Here is a 16778-nt window from a genome sequence, read left to right on the forward strand (position 1 = left end):
CGAAAAGCCGTGGCACGTAAGCAAACCCACCGCTCCCGCTATGGGCGGTATGCCGGGGGCCCCGACCCGCTGGCGCCTCCGGTCGACCTCGCCGAGGCACTCGACGCCATCGGCGAGGACGTGATGGCCGGCTACAGCCCGGAGCACGCGATGCAGGAGTTCCTGCGACGCGGTGGCCGGCAGCAGCAAGGGCTGGACGACCTGGCCCGGCAGGTTGCCGACAAGCGGCGTGAGCTGCTCGCCAAGCACAACCTGGACGGCACCTTCGCCGACATCCGCAAGCTGCTCGACGAAGCCGTGCTTGCCGAACGCAAGCAGCTGGCAAGGGATCTCGACGACGACGCCCGGTTTGCGGAGATGCGCATCGAGAACCTCCCGCCCTCGACCGCGGCCGCTGTCAACGAACTGTCCGACTACCCGTTCCGCAGCAGCGAGGCCCGGGAGAAGTACGAGCAGATCAAGGACCTGCTCGGCCGGGAGATGCTCGACCAGCGGTTTGCCGGGATGAAGCAGGCACTCGAAGGAGCGACCGACGAGGACCGGGCGCGCATCGGCGAGATGCTGAGCGACCTCAACGACCTGCTGGAGTCGCACGCGCGGGGGGAGGACACCGACGAGCAGTTCGCCGACTTCATGGAAAAGCACGGGGATTTCTTCCCCGAAAACCCTTCCAACATCGACGAATTGCTCGACTCCCTCGCCGAGCGGGCGGCGGCCGCGCAGCGGATGCTCAACTCGATGACGCCCGAGCAGCGGCAGGAGCTGATGGAGCTGTCGCAGCAGGCGTTCGGCTCACCCGAGTTGATGCAGCAGCTGGCGCAACTGGACGCGAACCTGCAGGGGTTGCGACCGGGTGAAGACTGGTCCGGCTCCGAGGAGTTCGGCGGCGAGCAGGGGATGGGCCTCGGCGACGGGACCGGCGTCATACAGGACCTCGCGCAGCTGGACCAGCTGTCCGAGCAACTCTCGCAGCAGTACACCGGCGCCCGGATGGACGACCTCGACCTCGACGCGCTGGCCCGGCAGCTCGGCGACGACGCCGCGGCGTCCGCGCGCACGCTCGCCGACCTGGAACGTGCGCTGCGCGACCGCGGTTACCTGACCAAGGACGCCGAGGGCGAGCTGAAGCTCTCGCCGCGCGCGATGCGAGAGCTCGGCAAGACGCTATTGCGTGACGTGGCAACGCGATTGAGCGGTCGGGCCGGTGCGCGCGACGCCCGGAAGGCCGGCGCGGCGGGGGAGCCGACCGGGTCGAGCCGGGAGTGGCAGTTCGGTGACACCGAGCCGTGGGACGTGACCCGCACGCTGACCAATGCCGCGATCCGTCGGGCCGGCGGGGACGACCGGCTGATCGCGATCGAGGACGTCGAGGTGCAGGAGACCGAGGCGCGCACGCAGGCCGCGGTCGCGCTGCTGGTTGACACGTCGTTCTCGATGGCGATGGACGGTCGCTGGGTGCCGATGAAGCGCACCGCGCTGGCGCTGCATCACTTGATGCAGACGCGTTTTCGCGGGGACAGTCTTGAACTCATCGCCTTCGGGCGGCACGCGCAGACGATGGACATCGACACCCTCACGGCGCTCTCGGCCGAGTGGGACAAGGGCACCAACCTGCACCACGCGCTGCAGCTGGCCAACCGCCACTTCCGCCGGCACCCCAACGCGCAGCCGGTGCTGCTGATCGTCACCGACGGTGAGCCCACGTCGCACCTGGAGCCGGACGGCGAGGTGTGGTTCTCCTACCCGCCGCACCCGCTGACGATCGCCTACAGCGTCAAGGAGCTCGACAAGGCCACCCGCCTCGGCGCGCAGACGACGATCTTCCGACTCGGCGAGGACCCCGGATTGGCCCGGTTCGTAGACCAACTCGCGCGCCGCGCCGGCGGCCGGGTGATCGCGCCCGAGCTGGACGGTCTCGGAGCCGCGGTGGTCGACGGCTACCTCGGCAGTCGGGGCGGCTCGTCATACGGCGGTCTCGAGTGGGGCTGGCGCGGCGGCTGGGTCGGCTGACGTATGCCGCAGGTGACTGCCGACGCGTGGGTGCCGGTGACCCCGGATGTCGCCTTCGCGGTCAGTCAGACCACCGGCGAGGTGCGGCTGCGCTGGGACCCGTTCATCCGCAGCCAGCGCCTGCTCGATGCGCAGCGGCCGGGGGTCGGCGTGCACACGCTGACCAAGGCCCGTGTCGGGCCGTCGATGATCAGCCGTTACGTCTCCTTCCGTCCGCCGACCAGTGTCGGCATGACGATGGAGAAGGGGCCCTGGTTCTTCGAATCCTTCGGTGGCGGTTGGCGATTCACGCCGCGGGAGCGTGACGGCCAGCAGGGCAGCCTCGCCCGCTGGAAGTACACCTACGCGGTCCGGCCGGCCTGGTTGCGCCCGCTTGCGGAGCCGATCGGGCAGTGGTTGCTCGGCCGCGAGATCCGGCGCCGCATCGCTGCCTTTGCGTGCGCGTGTGCGGACCCGGTCGTGCTGGCGGCAGCTCGCGACGGCGCCGACCGCTAGACACTTCGTGCGCCATGCCGCACGTTGTGTCTAACCGAACGCGCAACTAGACGGTTGCGCATCTGGGCGGATATGTGCAACCGTGAAGTTGCATCATTCGCCATACGCAACAGCTGGGAGCAGTCATGCAGGACGCCATCGAAGACCGGATCGACATCGACGCGACGGCCGCCGCGGTGTGGAAGCTGGTGAGTGAGCCGGGGTGGTGGATCAACGACGGCACCTATCGCGAGCACCGCATCGAGGAGCGGGACGGCATGGTGATCGTCACCGACCCGGAGCACGGCGTCTTCCCGCTGGTGATCGCCGACTCCGACGAGCCGCGCTACATCGCCTTCCGCTGGCTGGAGCGCGACGGCGTGGCGAGGGCGGACGGTCCTGGCACGCTGACCGAGTTCTGGCTCGACGAGCGTCCCGGCGGTGTCACGCTGCGGGTCCGCGAGAGCGGCTTCGCCTCGCTGGGCAAGCCGGAGGCGGACCTGCTGGCCCACCTCGCCGACAACACCTCGGGCTGGCGGCAGGAGCTCGACGTCGCGCGTCGTCACATCGAGGCGAACGCGTGAGCGCCGCGCCGGTGTTCGCCGCACTGGGCGACCAGCAGCGGCTCGACCTGCTGGACCGGCTGACCGAGCAGCCGGCCACCGCGACGCGGCTCGCCGCGCCGCTCGCGATCTCGCGCCAGGCCGTGGTCAAGCACCTGCAGGTGCTGCAGGAGGCCGGGCTGGTGCGGTCGACCAGGCACGGCCGCGACGTCGTGTATGACGTCGACGCCGGCGGCCTGCAGCAGCCGCAGGACTGGCTGGCCGCGCACCGCGCAGCCTGGAACCGCAGGTTGCGCGACCTCAAGGCACGCGCCGAGCAGTAGTTGGCGCGGGGTGCCATTTTCTGCGATGCAGAACACAGCGCGGATCGGAACGCGGTCCGACGCATCAGCCGTTCTGCGGGTTGAATCATCAACAACACACCGAAGGACGCCTCCGATGCGCTTGCTGAGTTCATATCCCCGACCCGTCCGCGACGTCGCACTCCTCGTGGGGCGCGTGCTACTCGGCGTCATCTTCGTCGCCCACGGGTGGCAGAAGCTCAACACCAACGGCATGGACGCAACCGCGAAAGGCTTTGCCGGGATGGACATTCCGGCTCCGACCGCTTCGGCCTGGTTTGCCGCGCTCGTCGAACTCGGTGGCGGTGCGCTCCTGATCCTCGGCGCCTTCACCGCGGTGGCCGGCACGCTCCTCGCGGTCAACATGGCGGGCGCGGCGTGGTTCGCGCACGTCGACAACGGGCTCTTCCTGCCGTCCGGCTGGGAGTTCGTCGCGGCGCTCGGGGCGGGTGCCCTGGCCTTCGCCGCTTGGGGCGCGGGCCGGTTCAGTGTCGACCACCTGCTGAGCGGTTCCGCCGCGCAGGCGGTCGGGCCGCTCCGCCGCAGCAGGGCTGCGGCGGAGCTGTGAGGACCCCTCCGGCCGATCAGGTGTGGCGGTTGTACACCTGCTGGGCGTAGGTGACCCGCTTGTCCGTCATACAGGTGCCGCAGCCCTCGAACTTGTTCTGGAAGGCGAGCACGGCGCCGCGGATCGCGGTCGCACCCTTGAGTTGGGCCAGGCCGTAGTAGCTGTAGGTGTTCAGCTCGTACCAGGTGAACTTCAACTGGGCGTTGAGGTTCCAGCGCGAGACACCGCCGGCCTTGTTGGCGGCATACCAGACCATGTTGTCCCGGGCGTAACGATCCCAGCGGCCGCCGACCGACCACTGGGCGATGCCGCGGCCCGCTCCACCTGCCTGCTGGGCGTTCGGGTTGACGCCGGACTCCTGGGTCAGGTTGCCGACGACACCGGCGGCCTGCCGCTTGGTCAGCCCCTTGCCGACGAAGAAGTTGAAGGCCGTGTCCTGGTTCGCGGTCGAAACGGCCAGGGTGGCCACCGAGGCGTTCGGGCTCATACCGGCTGCGTTCACGTGGGTGTCGGCGGCAAGCGCGGGGCCGGCAGCGGTCGCCGCTGCGACCAGGGTCGCGCAGCCGATCGTGAGTCGTCGGGTCAGTTGCATCTCGCGCACTCCTTGTTCGGGGTATGACGGGACCACACCTTGCCCGGTGGCGCTGCGAATCGACTGCTCCGGTCCGGCGTTTCGTCGCAGCGGACTCGCAGTGGGCCTCGGGTGAGGGGTGTGCCACCCTTGCCCGGGTGGAACCGCTGATCGGAGTGCTCGCCGTGCAGGGCGACGTGCGCGAGCATGTGCGCGCGCTGGAGGCGGCCGGGGCGCGGACCCGCACCGTGCGCCGCCCCGGCGAGCTCGACGCGCTGGACGGCATTGTGCTGCCCGGCGGGGAGTCGACCACGATGGACAAGCTGCTGCGGGCGTTCGAGCTGCGCGACCCGCTGCGGGCCGCCATCGCGGCGGGACTGCCGGCATACGGCTCTTGCGCGGGGATGATCCTGCTCGCCGACCGGGTGCTCGACGCGACGTCCGATCAGCAGACGCTCGGCGGTCTCGATGTGACCGTACGACGCAACGCCTTCGGCCGGCAGGTCGACTCCTTCGAGGAGGACCTCGACATGCCGGCGGTCGCCGATGACGGCGCCCCGGTGCGGGCGGTGTTCATCCGGGCTCCGTGGGTCGAGGCGGTCGGGCAGGGCGTCGACGTGCTCGGCACGGTCGCCACCGGGCCGGCCGCCGGGAGGATCGTCGCGGTGCGTCAGGCGGGGCTGCTCGCGACGTCGTTCCATCCCGAAGTCACTGGCGACGGGCGGGTGCACGAATACTTCGCCGGGATGGTGCGTTCGGCCAAGGGATAGGATCGCAGGCCGGACGAGCCACACCGGCCACGAGATCTTTCGTCAGAGCAAGTACGGCACCAAAAGAGGGATGTATGAGCGGTCACTCCAAGTGGGCGACAACCAAGCACAAGAAGGCAGCGATCGACGCGAAGCGCGGCAAGCTCTTCGCCAAGCTGATCAAGAACATCGAGGTCGCGGCGCGCTCCGGCGGGGGCGACCCGGCGGGCAACCCGACGCTGTTCGACGCCATCCAGAAGGCCAAGAAGTCCAGCGTCCCCAACGACAACATCGACCGCGCGGTCAAGCGTGGCTCCGGCGCGGAGTCCGGTGGCGCTGACTACCAGGCGCTGACCTACGAGGGTTACGCGCCCGGCGGGGTCGCGCTGCTCATCGAGTGCCTCACCGACAACAAGAACCGCGCCGTCGCCGAGGTGCGCACCGCGCTGTCCAAGAACGGCGGGTCGATGGGCGAATCCGGCTCCGTCGCCTTCATGTTCAACCGCAAGGGCGTCGTCATCGTCCCCAAGAAGCAGCCGAGCGGTGAGGCAACCGAGGACGGCCTGCTGGAGATCGTGCTCGACTCCGGGGCCGAGGAGGTCAACGACCTCGGCGAGTCCTTCGAGGTGGTCTCGGAGGCGACCGACCTGGTTGCGGTGCGTGAGTCGCTGCAGGCGGCCGGCGTCGACTACGACTCCGCCGACTCCTCCTGGCTGCCGAGCGTCGAGGTGCCGCTGGACAAGGACGGGGCCAAGAAGATGTTCCGCATCATCGAGGCGCTCGAGGACAGCGACGACGTGCAGAACGTCTACGCCAACGGTGACGTTTCGGACGAGGTGCTGGCCGAGCTCGACGGCGAGGACTGACCGGTGGTGCCCGCCCTGCCACGGGCCACGCCCGACGAGCAGGGCGTCGACGCTGCCGCGATCGCAGGGCTGCTCGACGCGCTGGCCGCAGGCGGCGTCGAGCTGCACAGCCTCATGCTGATGCGGCACGGCACCGTCGTCGCAGAGGCCCACTGGGCGCCATACGAGGAGGAGCAGGTCAACCTGCTCTACTCGCTGAGCAAGAGCTTCGTCAGTGCGGCCGCGGGAATCGCGGTGTCGGAGAAGCGATTTCGGTATGACGACCGAGTCGTCGATCTGGTGCCGGAGCTGGTGCCGCAGGACATCGGCGAGCACTGGCGCGAGGTCACCGTCCGTGACTGCCTGCGGATGGCGACCGGTCACCTCGACGATCCGGTCCTGTATGCCGAGGCCGACTGGCTCGCGGCGTTCCTGCGGCTGCCGCCGGACTGGGCACCGGGCAGTGTCTTCACCTACAACCAGTTCGCCACCCACACGGTGGCGCGGCTCGTCGAGGCGAGCGCCGGCGAACGACTGGTCGACTACCTGCGGCCGCGGCTGTTCGAACCACTCGGTGTCGGTCACGCCGGCTGGTTCACCGACGGGCACGGGCACGACGCCGGATTCTCGGGCCTGCACGTCTCCACCGACGCGATCGCGCGCTTCGGCCAGTTGCTCCTGCAGCGCGGCGAGTGGGACGGCCGGCAGCTCGTGCCGGCCGAATGGGTCGACGAAGCGACGTCGATCCAGATGCCGAACGACCTCGCGCACCGCAGGCCCGGAGTGGACGCGGACGAGCTGCCCGTGGATTGGGCACAGGGGTACGGCTACCAGTTCTGGATGTGCCGCAACGGTTTTCGCGGAGACGGCGCGTATGGGCAGTTCTGCCTGGTGCTGCCGGAGCAGGACGCCGTGCTGGCGCTGACCTCTGAGACGACTGACATGCAGCGCGTGCTGGATGCCGTGTGGCAGCACCTGCTGCCGGGCCTGTCCGGCGATGCCGGTGCGGGGTCGGCCGATGCCGACGCAGCGCTCGCGACCCGACTGGCCGAGGTCGCGATCCCGCTGCCGCCGAACGACCGCTCCGGCGACGGCTTCGAGCCGGTTGCTCGCACCAGCGGGGACGCGGCTGCCTCGGTCGACTCCGTCGCGCTGCGACGCGAGGGCACCGGCTGGGTTGCCGATTTCCGCCACGGCGACCGCGTCCGGCAGCTGCCGATCGGTGACGGGCAGTGGGTCGCGGGCGACTGGACGGACGGAGTGCCGTTCCGGTCCGCGGGCGGCTTCGTCGATGGCCGGTTCCGCGCCCAGCTGCGGATGATCCAGACCCCACACACGATCGAGCTGTCGGTCGACGCGGCCGCCGGGACGGCGTGCTTGCAGTGGAGCCAGCCGCCGCTGCACGGCCCGGAGCCGTCTTTTCACCGCCTCCGGTAGTCCAGGGGTAGGGCGGTCGGGCTAGGCGGTCGGGCTAGGGCGGGCGCGGCCGGCATTTCTCGACCCTCGGCAGACCAACACGCCGTGAGAGTCGCGATTTTCTGCGCGTCGCTATGCCGAGGGTCGACTTTTGCCGGGGGCCGCGGGCCGGGGCGGTCCGGGCCGACGCGCCGCCCCCGCCTTCGCAGGTATGACGGGGGCTCCGCCTAAGCTGGACGCGCCGAACATATGTCGGACCCTGCCCGTCCCGAAGGAGATAGCCCCGCTCATGCGCGTGCTCGGAGTCGACCCCGGCCTGACCCGGTGCGGGTTGGGCGTCGTCGAAGGCGGGATCGGCACGCCGTTGCGGATGATCGCCGTCGGCGTGATCCGCACCCCGGTCACCGACGACCCGGCAGAGCGGCTGCTCAGCCTGCAGACCGAGATCGACGAGTGGATGGAGCGGCACGAGCCCGAGTCCGTTGCGGTGGAACGGGTCTTCGCCAAGGCCAACATCAAGGGGATCATGGGCACCGCGCAGGCCTCCGCCATACCCATGCTCGCGGCGGCGCGCCGCGGGCTGCCGCTCGCGCTGCACACCCCGAGCGAGGTGAAGGCTTCGGTGACCGGCAACGGCCGCGCCGACAAGGCCCAGGTCACCGCGATGGTCACCCGCATCCTGCGACTGCAGACCGCGCCCAAACCCGCAGACGCCGCCGACGCGCTCGCGATCGCCATCTGCCAGGTATGGCGGGGCGGCGCGCAGGACCGGATCGCCGCCGCCGTCGCCCGCCAGCAGACGGCACTCCAGGCGGTCCGTCGATGATTGCCAACCTGCGCGGCCCGGTGCTGCACGCCGGCCTCGACCAGGTCGTGGTCGACGTCGGGGGAGTGGGCTACCTGGTGCACACCACGCCCGGCACCGCCGCTGCTCTGCGACCCGGCCAGGAGGCCGACCTCTCGACCAGCCTCGTCGTGCGCGAGGACGCGCTCACCCTCTACGGCTTCGGCGGCACCGACGAGCGCGACCTCTTCGAGCTGGTGCAGACCGTCAGCGGCGTCGGCCCGCGAATCGCCTTGGCAATGCTCGCTGTTGCCGCCCCCGACGAGATCCGTGCCGCGATCGCCGAGGGTGACGTCCCGCGGCTGGTGAAGACGCCCGGCGTCGGCAAGAAGGGCGCCGAGCGCATCGTGCTCGAGCTCAAGGACAAGGTCGGCCCCGTCGTCGCATCGAGCGCGCCCGAGGCCCCGGCCGCGCCGACCTCGACCCAGCACGGACAGGTCAGCGAGGCACTGGTCGGTCTCGGCTGGTCGGCCAAGCAGGCCGACGACGCCGTCGCCAAGGTCGCCGCCGCCGACCCGGAGCTCACCGAGGTCTCCGCGCTGCTCAAGGCCGCGCTGCGCGAGCTGGGGCGCTGACCGGTGAGCGACGCCTACGACGACGAGTCCTACGACGCGACCGCACGCATCGTCGACCCCGGCGGGGACGACGAGGAACGCCGCATCGAGGCCGCGCTGCGGCCCAAGAAGCTGGCCGACTTCCCAGGGCAGCCGCGGGTGCGCGACCAGCTCGGGCTGGTGCTCGAAGCGGCCCGGCGCCGGCAGAAGCCGCCGGACCACGTGCTGCTGTCCGGGCCGCCCGGCCTCGGCAAGACTTCGCTCGCGATGATCATCGCCGCCGAGCTGGAGCAGCCGATCCGGATCACCAGCGGCCCGGCGATCCAGCACGCCGGCGACCTGGCCGCGATCCTGTCCTCGCTGGCCGAGGGCGAAGTGCTCTTCCTCGACGAGATCCACCGTATGGCGCGGCCCGCGGAGGAGATGCTCTACCTGGCGATGGAGGACTTCCGCGTCGACGTGATCGTCGGCAAGGGCCCCGGGGCCACCGCCATACCTCTCGAACTGCCGCCGTTCACGGTCGTCGGCGCGACGACCCGGGCCGGTCTGCTACCGGCGCCGCTGCGTGACCGGTTCGGCTTCACCGGGCACCTGGACTTCTACGACCCGGCCGACCTCGCGCAGATCGTCACCCGCAACGCCGGCCTGCTGGGCATCGAGACGACCCCGCAGGGCGTCGAGGAGATCGCCGGCCGGTCGCGGGGCACCCCCCGCATCGCCAACCGGCTGCTGCGCCGGGTGCGCGACTACGCGCAGGTGCACGGTGCCGGGGTGCTCGACCGCGGCGCTGCCCGGGCGGCGCTCGACCTCTTCGACGTCGACGAACAGGGGCTGGATCGGCTCGACCGCGCCGTCCTCGAGGCGCTCTGCCGGAGGTTCGGCGGCGGACCAGTGGGCCTGTCGACACTCGCGGTCGCGGTCGGTGAGGAGCCCGACACGGTCGAGACCGTCTCCGAGCCCTACCTGGTCCGCGAAGGCTACCTGGTGCGCACCCCGCGCGGCCGCGCTGCGTCGGCGGCGGCCTGGGAGCACCTGGGGCTCACGCCGCCCCCTGACGCGACGGGTATGCCGCAGCTGCCGATCGACGACAGCGGTGGTCGCTTCGGCGACTGACGCCGCGCCCGCGCGCGGAACCTCGCGCGGGCCTGCTCTCGTTGGGCATTAGACTCACCGGTCGGCTGTCATCGCGGGCAGTCACCGCACACCTCGACCACCAAGGACTGACACCTCGATGGGCACCCTGCTCTTCCTCATACCTCTCGTGCTGCTCGCGTGGCTCTTCTGGCTGCAGCGCCGCAGGCAACAGCAGATGCAGAAGGCGCAGTCCGAGATCACCGTCGGCAGCGAGGTGAGCACCACCTCCGGCCTGCTCGGTACCCTCGTCGCGATGGACGACGAGATCGGCACGATCGAGGTCGCCCCCGGGGTGCAGCTTCGGTTCGACCGGCGCGCGATCGTGCCCCGCACGCAGTTGCGTCCCGGTGGGGCAGCGTCGGTGCAGCCCGCCGAGGGCGCGGTGGACCAGCCGAAGACCGAGCAGCCGAAGACCGACCTGACGAAGTCCGACGCGAGCGACACCCCGCAGCAGGACAACAACCCCGAGACGAAGGCCGACTAGGTGGCAACCCGAGCACGTCGTTCCCCGGGCGGGTCACCGCGCCGGACCTTGGTGATCCTGCTGTTGCTGGTGATCGCGCTGTTTGCCGGCATTGCCGGCACCACTGCGTGGTCGTCGCCGAAGGGCAAGTGGACCCCGCTGCTCGGCCTCGACCTCGAAGGCGGTCGGCAGATCACCCTGCAGCCGATCGTCGGCAAGGGCGAGTCGGTCAACAAGGGCCAGGTCAACCAGGCCGTCGACATTATCCGTAACCGGGTCAACGGCAACGGTGTCTCCGAGGCGCAGGTCAGCACCCTCGGCAGCAACCTGATCGTCGTGTCGCTGCCGGGCAATCCGAGCCAGCAGACGCTCAACTCACTCGCGCAATCCTCGCAGTTGGCCTTCCGTGCGGTCATCGACTCGCAGCCGGTGCAGCCGGCGGCCCCGACCCCGATGCCGAGCTCCTCGGGCAGTGCCTCGCCGTCCGGGAGCCCCTCGGCATCGCCTTCGGGCAGTGCGTCGCCGAAGGCGAGCGGCAGCCAGAGCGTGTCGCCCTCGGGTGCGGCTTCCTCCGGTGCCAACGACGTGCTCCCGCAGGCCTTCAAGGCCGAGACCAGCTCGCCCTCGCCCAGCGCGTCGCCGAGTGGCTCCGCGTCCGCGAAACCGTCTGCCACGCCGAGCGGTTCGGCCACCCCGACCCCTCCTGTGCAGCGCCAGTTGCCCGGCGCCGGTCAGCAGCCGACGTCGGCCAGTGACACCGCGTGGGCGAGCAAGACCGTCGACGAGATCTGGGTGACCAACAACCTGGTGCCGCAGGGCACGACCTACCAGGAGCTCTACTCGAAGTTCCCCTGCACCACCGAAGCCGCCAAGGGCGGCCCGAGCCTGGAGCAGTGGCGCGAGGTCGCGGCCCGCGCGCCGCTGGACCAGCCGGCGGTCATGTGCGCGCAGGACGGCAGCCAGAAGTACCTGATGGGGCCGTCGGAGGTGTCCGGTAAGGAACTCAGCGACGCGACATACGGCCAGGTCAGCAACCAGCAGGGCCAGCAGACCGGTCAGGTCGCGGTCAACCTGGACTTCAACAGCAAGGGCACCTCCGCCTTCGCGGACGTCACCAAGCGGCTGATGACCTTCCAGCAGAACACCCCGCAGAACACCTTCGCGATCACCGTCGACGGCCAGGTCATCTCCAGCCCGGGCGTGAACCAGCCGATCACCGACGGCAATGCGCAGATCACCGGTGGGTTCACCAACTCGACCGCCAAGACGCTCGCCAATCAGCTGAAGTTCGGCGCGCTGCCGTTCTCGTTCAAGGAGTTGACCTCCAGCCAGGTGAGCCCCGAGGTCGGCGGGGACCAGTTGCAGAAGGCGCTCATCGCCGGTCTGATCGGATTGGCGTTGGTCGTCGTGTACTCGCTGCTGCAGTACCGCGCGCTCGGCTTCGTCACGGTGCTCTCGCTGATCGTTGCGGGGATCCTGAGCTACGGCCTGGTCACGCTGCTCGGCACGACCAGCGGGTTCCGGCTCACGATGGCCGGCGTCACCGGCCTGATCGTGTCGATCGGTATCACCGCGGACAGTTTCATCGTCTACTTCGAACGCGTGCGCGACGAAGTCAGATCCGGCAGACCGCTGCGCGCGGCGGTCGAGACCGGCTGGAACCGCGCTCGGCGGACGATCATCATCTCCGACGCGGTCAACTTCCTCGCCTCCGCCGTGCTCTACGTGCTCAGTGAGGACAACGTGAAGGCGTTCGCCTTCACCCTCGGCCTCTCGACGATCGTCGACCTCGTGGTCGTGATGATGTTCACCCACCCGGTGCTCACGCTGCTGGCTCGCACCAAGTTCTTCGGCGGCGGGCACAAGTGGTCCGGCTTCGACCCGGACCGTCTGGGCGCCCGCGGTGTGACGTATGCCGGGCGCGGCCGCGTCACGATCGCCGACCGGAAGGCGGCGGCCGGCACGGCCGCCGCTCAGGGAGGAAACGCCTGATGCCCAGCTTCGCCCAGTTCGGTAACGACCTTTACACCGGTCGCCGGCAGATCGACTTCATCGGCCGGCGCCGCACCTGGTACCTCATCACCGCGGTGCTGCTGGTCGTCGCGGCGGTCGGCCTGTTCGGCCGCGGGCTCAACTTCAGCCTGGAGTTCGAGGGTGGCTCGCAGGTGCAGGTCGCCAAGGTGGCCAACACCAGCAACTTCGACACCCGCGCGCACGACGCCATACGAAATGCGGTCGGCAACGCCGACAACCTGCAGGTGACCAAGGCCGGCGCGAGCACGATCAAGGTCGAGACCAAGAAGCTCGGCGATGGTTCGTCCGCGGACACCGACAAGGTCGCGGCGGCGCTCGCCAAGGAGTTCAACACCAAGGACTCCGACGTGACCACGCAGTTCATCGGACCGTCCTGGGGTGACACCGTCACCAAGAAGGCGATCCAGGCGCTGGTGGTCTTCCTGTTGCTGCTGGCGCTGTTGCTCGCGGTCTACTTCCGCACCTGGACGATGGCGGCGGCAGCCCTCGTCGCGCTGGTGCACGACCTGTTCTTCACCGTCGGCATCTACGCGCTCACCGGCATCGAGATCTCGCCGGCGACGATGATCGGCTTCCTGACCATCCTCGGCTACTCGATCTACGACACCGTCGTGGTGTTCGACAAGGTCCGCGAGAACACCGACGAGGCGATCAAGACCGGCAACCGCACCTACGCGCAGGCCGCCAACTATGCGGTGAACCAGACGTTGGTCCGGTCCATCAACACCTCGGTGGTTGCGCTGCTGCCGATCACCGCGATCCTGGTGGTCGGCATCTTCCTGCTCGGTCCGGGCACGCTGCTCGACCTGGCGCTGGCGTTGTTCTTCGGTATCGCCGTCGGCACCTACTCCTCGATCTTCATCGCGACCCCGCTGCTGGTCTCGCTGCGGCACCGCGAGTCGTCGATCAAGGAGCTGGACAAGCGCGCACACGCCTTCCAGTCCAGCCAGGCGAGCGTGCTGGAGAAGTCGGGTACGACGGAGCACACGCCCGGCGAATCCGCCTCCGGCGTCGTCGAACCCGAGCGTGCGAAGGCAGCCGCCGCCGCGATGGCGACCAAGACCCGCCGCCGGGAGATCCACCCGCTCGCCAAGCGCGACGAGGACTGAGGCAGCACGTGGCAACCGCCGCCGACGTGCTCGGCACGCACACCCGCGAGGTGCCCGACTTCCCGACACCGGGAGTGGTCTTCAAGGACCTCAGCCCGCTGTTCCGGGACCCGCAGGCGTTCGCCACGGTGCTGGCCGACATCGGCGACCGGTGGCGCGGCAGGGTCGACGTGGTCGCCGGCATCGAGGCGCGTGGCTTCATCATCGGCGCCCCGCTGGCGCAGGCGATGGGCATCGGCTTCGTGCCGATCCGCAAGGCCGGCAAGCTACCGGGGCAGACCCACACCCGCTCCTACGACCTGGAGTATGGCGAGGCGACCATCGAGGTGGCCGCCGACGCGTTCGTGCCCGGCTGCCGGGTGCTGCTGGTCGACGACGTGCTGGCGACCGGCGGGACCGCCGCCGCAGCGGCCGAACTCATCGAACGTGCCGGCGCCCGGGTGACCGCGCTCGAGGTGCTGCTCGAACTGTCGTTCCTGCACGGCCGGGAAAAGCTGCCCGGGCGCGAGCTGCACGCCATACACGTCGACTGACGGGGTGCCACTGCGGCGCAGCCGCCGCGATTAGACTCGGTGCATGAGTCAGGACGAACGCGTCGGCGGGGCAAGCTCTTCGGCCTCCCGGGTGCGGGCCAGACTCGTCCGGTTCGGGGCGCCGCGCCCGGCGACCAACCGTGAGCTGGAGCCGTTGCTCGCGACCGTGCGCGCGACCCACCCGAAGGCCGATCTCGGCATCATCGAACGCGCCTACGCGGTCGCCGAGGAGGCCCACCGCGGCCAGTTGCGCAAGAGCGGCGACCCCTACATCACCCACCCGCTGGCGGTGGCGACCATCCTCGCGGAGCTGGGCATGACCCCGCCCACGCTCGCCGCAGCTCTGCTCCACGACACCGTGGAGGACACGTCATACGGCCTGGCGCAGTTGCGGGAGGAGTTCGGCGACGAGATCGCGATGCTGGTCGACGGGGTCACCAAGCTCGACAAGGTGACCTACGGTGACGCCGCGCAGGCCGAGACGGTGCGCAAAATGGTCATTGCGATGGCCCGCGACATCCGGGTGCTGGTCATCAAGCTCGCCGACCGGCTGCACAACGCCCGCACCTGGCGTTACGTGTCGGCGGAATCGGCGCAGCGCAAGGCGACCGAGACGCTGGAGATCTACGCTCCGCTCGCGCACCGACTCGGCATGAACACCATCAAGTGGGAGCTGGAGGACCTGTCCTTCGCCACCCTCTACCCCAAGGTGTATGACGAGATCGCCCGCCTGGTCGCCGACCGCGCGCCGGCCCGTGAGGAGTATCTGCGGCAGGTGCGCGAGCAGGTGACCGCCGACCTGCGGGCGGCGAAGATCAAGGCGACCGTCACCGGCCGGCCGAAGCACTACTACTCCGTCTACCAGAAGATGATCGTCCGCGGCCGCGACTTCGAGGACATCTACGACCTGGTGGCGGTGCGGGTGCTGGTGGAGTCGGTGCGCGACTGCTACGCCGTGCTCGGCACCCTGCACACACGATGGAGCCCGCTGCCCGGGCGGTTCAAGGACTACATCGCGATGCCGAAGTTCAACATGTACCAGTCGCTGCACACCACGGTCATCGGGCCGGGCGGCAAGCCGGTGGAGATCCAGATCCGCACCTTCGCGATGCACCGCCGGGCCGAATACGGTGTCGCGGCGCACTGGAAGTACAAGGAGGACGCCAAGAAGGTCGCCGGCGACAGCGGCAGCGACGCCGGGCCGGTCAACGACATGTCCTGGCTGCGGCAGCTGCTGGACTGGCAGCGGGAGACCGCCGACCCCGGTGAGTTCCTGGAGTCGCTGCGCTTCGACGTCGGCTCTCGCGAGGTTTACGTCTTCACCCCGAAGGGGTCGGTGATCGGGCTGCCCGCCGGATCCACGCCGGTCGACTTCGCCTACGCGGTGCACACCGAGGTGGGCCACCACACGATCGGCGGCCGGGTCAACGGCCGACTGGTCCCGCTGGAGTCGCCGTTGGAGAACGGCGACGTCGTTGAGATCCTCACCTCCAAGGCCGACGGCGCCGGCCCGAGCCGAGACTGGCTGACCTTCGTCAAGAGCCCGCGCGCCCGCAACAAGATCCGCCAGTGGTTCTCCAAGGAGCGCCGCGAGGAAGCGATCGAGAACGGCAAGGATGCGCTCGCCCGCACCATCCGCAAGAAGGGCATGGGCATCCAGCGGCTGATGTCGCACGAGACTCTGACCTCGGTCGCCGAGCAGCTGAAGTACCGCGACATCGATGCGCTGTATGCCGCAGTCGGCGACGGCCACGTGTCACCGGAACACGTTGTCAAACAACTGGTTTCGATGCTCGGCGGCGAGGACGGCACCACCGAGGACCTCGCCGAGGCGACCAACCCGATGGGTCGCAACCGGCGCGCGTCGGCGAGCGACCCCGGCGTCACCGTGGTCGGCACCGACGACGTGTGGGTCAAGCTCGCGCGGTGCTGCACCCCGGTGCCCGGCGACGACATCATCGGCTTCGTCACGACCGGCAACGGCGTGTCGGTGCACCGCCGCGACTGCACCAACGCCGAGCAGCTGCTGGCCCAGCCCGAGCGGCTGCTCAACGTCGCGTGGGCGCCGTCGGCGGCGTCGGTCTTCCTGGTGCAGCTGCAGGTCGAGGCGCTGGACCGCAACGCGCTGCTCTCCGATGTGACCAGGGTGCTGTCCGAGCAGCACGTCAACATCCTCTCGGCGTCGGTGCAGACCACCCGCAACCGGGTGGCGATCAGCAAGTTCACCTTCGAGATGGGCGACCCCAGCCACCTCGACCACGTGATCAAGGCGGTCCGCAAGATCGACGGCGTCTTCGACGTCTACCGGATCACCGGCTCCGGCCACCGCCGCGACGAGCCGCAGCGCGCCGCCGCCGAGCGCTGAGGCGTGCCCGCGTGCATAACTCGAAACGGTTGCGGGTTGTGCGCGGTTTGCGGGGCTGGGGGCGTGCATAAGTCGAAACGGTTGCGGGTTGTGCGCGGTTCGGGGGCTGGGGGCGTGCATAAGTCGAAACGGTTGCGGGTTGCGCACGGTCTCGGGGCTGGGGGCGTGCATAAGTCGAAACGGTTGCGGCCTGTGCACGGTTCGG

The 16778-nt window shown here is 69.7% G+C and carries 17 protein-coding genes; 16 read left to right on the forward strand and 1 reads right to left on the reverse strand.

The window, feature by feature from the left end:
• Positions 1-9: 9 nt before the first annotated feature.
• The 5 genes from N2M23_RS14120 to N2M23_RS14140 all read left to right on the forward strand — a co-directional run bounded on the left by N2M23_RS14120 (position 10) and on the right by N2M23_RS14140 (position 3956).
• Positions 10-2010: a VWA domain-containing protein gene (locus N2M23_RS14120; protein ID WP_265446311.1), complete on the forward strand. Its 2001-nt coding sequence runs from the start codon at positions 10-12 to the stop codon at positions 2008-2010.
• A 3-nt stretch (positions 2011-2013) separates the two neighbouring features.
• Positions 2014-2505 (forward strand): SRPBCC family protein, encoded by a 492-nt coding sequence (locus N2M23_RS14125; protein WP_265446312.1) that lies wholly within the window; start codon positions 2014-2016, stop codon positions 2503-2505.
• 125 nt (positions 2506-2630) lie between these two features.
• Entirely contained in the window at positions 2631-3068 is a 438-nt protein-coding gene (locus N2M23_RS14130) for an SRPBCC family protein (protein WP_265446313.1), read from the forward strand.
• Complete coding sequence (locus N2M23_RS14135) at positions 3065-3370, forward strand: ArsR/SmtB family transcription factor (RefSeq protein WP_265446314.1); 306 nt, start codon at positions 3065-3067, stop codon at positions 3368-3370. Before N2M23_RS14130 ends, N2M23_RS14135 begins: the two co-directional genes overlap by 4 nt.
• Before the next feature lie 115 nt (positions 3371-3485).
• Positions 3486-3956, forward strand: a complete 471-nt coding sequence (locus N2M23_RS14140) for a DoxX family protein (protein WP_265446315.1) — start codon at positions 3486-3488, stop codon at positions 3954-3956.
• A gap of 16 nt (positions 3957-3972) precedes the next feature.
• Here the strand turns inward: N2M23_RS14140 and N2M23_RS14145 are convergent, their stop codons facing one another.
• Positions 3973-4548, reverse strand: a complete 576-nt coding sequence (locus tag N2M23_RS14145) for a phage tail tip lysozyme (RefSeq protein ID WP_265446317.1) — start codon at positions 4546-4548, stop codon at positions 3973-3975.
• Between the two features lie 137 nt (positions 4549-4685).
• Between N2M23_RS14145 and pdxT the strand changes: the two genes are divergently transcribed.
• The 11 genes from pdxT (at position 4686) to N2M23_RS14200 (ending at position 16573) form a co-directional block, all read left to right on the forward strand.
• Positions 4686-5297: a pyridoxal 5'-phosphate synthase glutaminase subunit PdxT gene (gene pdxT, locus N2M23_RS14150; protein WP_265446319.1), complete on the forward strand. Its 612-nt coding sequence runs from the start codon at positions 4686-4688 to the stop codon at positions 5295-5297.
• 74 nt (positions 5298-5371) lie between these two features.
• Positions 5372-6142 (forward strand): YebC/PmpR family DNA-binding transcriptional regulator, encoded by a 771-nt coding sequence (locus N2M23_RS14155; RefSeq protein ID WP_265446320.1) that lies wholly within the window; start codon positions 5372-5374, stop codon positions 6140-6142.
• A gap of 6 nt (positions 6143-6148) precedes the next feature.
• Positions 6149-7558, forward strand: coding sequence for a serine hydrolase domain-containing protein (locus N2M23_RS14160; RefSeq protein ID WP_265446321.1), 1410 nt, complete (start codon positions 6149-6151; stop codon positions 7556-7558).
• Positions 7559-7826: 268 nt separating this feature from the next.
• Positions 7827-8363, forward strand: a complete 537-nt coding sequence (ruvC, locus tag N2M23_RS14165; RefSeq protein WP_265446322.1) for a crossover junction endodeoxyribonuclease RuvC — start codon at positions 7827-7829, stop codon at positions 8361-8363.
• Positions 8360-8956, forward strand: coding sequence for a Holliday junction branch migration protein RuvA (gene ruvA / locus N2M23_RS14170; RefSeq protein ID WP_265446323.1), 597 nt, complete (start codon positions 8360-8362; stop codon positions 8954-8956). Before ruvC ends, ruvA begins: the two co-directional genes overlap by 4 nt.
• A 3-nt stretch (positions 8957-8959) precedes the next feature.
• Positions 8960-10048: a Holliday junction branch migration DNA helicase RuvB gene (gene ruvB / locus N2M23_RS14175; protein ID WP_265446324.1), complete on the forward strand. Its 1089-nt coding sequence runs from the start codon at positions 8960-8962 to the stop codon at positions 10046-10048.
• A gap of 118 nt (positions 10049-10166) precedes the next feature.
• Positions 10167-10553 (forward strand): preprotein translocase subunit YajC, encoded by a 387-nt coding sequence (gene yajC / locus N2M23_RS14180; RefSeq protein ID WP_265446325.1) that lies wholly within the window; start codon positions 10167-10169, stop codon positions 10551-10553.
• Positions 10554-12524, forward strand: coding sequence for a protein translocase subunit SecD (gene secD, locus N2M23_RS14185; protein WP_265446326.1), 1971 nt, complete (start codon positions 10554-10556; stop codon positions 12522-12524).
• Positions 12524-13675: a protein translocase subunit SecF gene (gene secF / locus N2M23_RS14190; RefSeq protein ID WP_265446327.1), complete on the forward strand. Its 1152-nt coding sequence runs from the start codon at positions 12524-12526 to the stop codon at positions 13673-13675. Before secD ends, secF begins: the two co-directional genes overlap by 1 nt.
• Before the next feature lie 8 nt (positions 13676-13683).
• Complete coding sequence (locus tag N2M23_RS14195; protein ID WP_265446328.1) at positions 13684-14208, forward strand: adenine phosphoribosyltransferase; 525 nt, start codon at positions 13684-13686, stop codon at positions 14206-14208.
• 43 nt (positions 14209-14251) lie between these two features.
• The gene (locus N2M23_RS14200) at positions 14252-16573 is read left to right on the forward strand and encodes a RelA/SpoT family protein (protein WP_265446329.1); all 2322 of its coding nucleotides are present in this window, start codon (positions 14252-14254) and stop codon (positions 16571-16573) included.
• Positions 16574-16778 lie beyond the last annotated feature (205 nt).

It is taken from the genome of Flexivirga meconopsidis (assembly GCF_026162425.1).
Classification (GTDB): domain Bacteria; phylum Actinomycetota; class Actinomycetes; order Actinomycetales; family Dermatophilaceae; genus Flexivirga; species Flexivirga meconopsidis.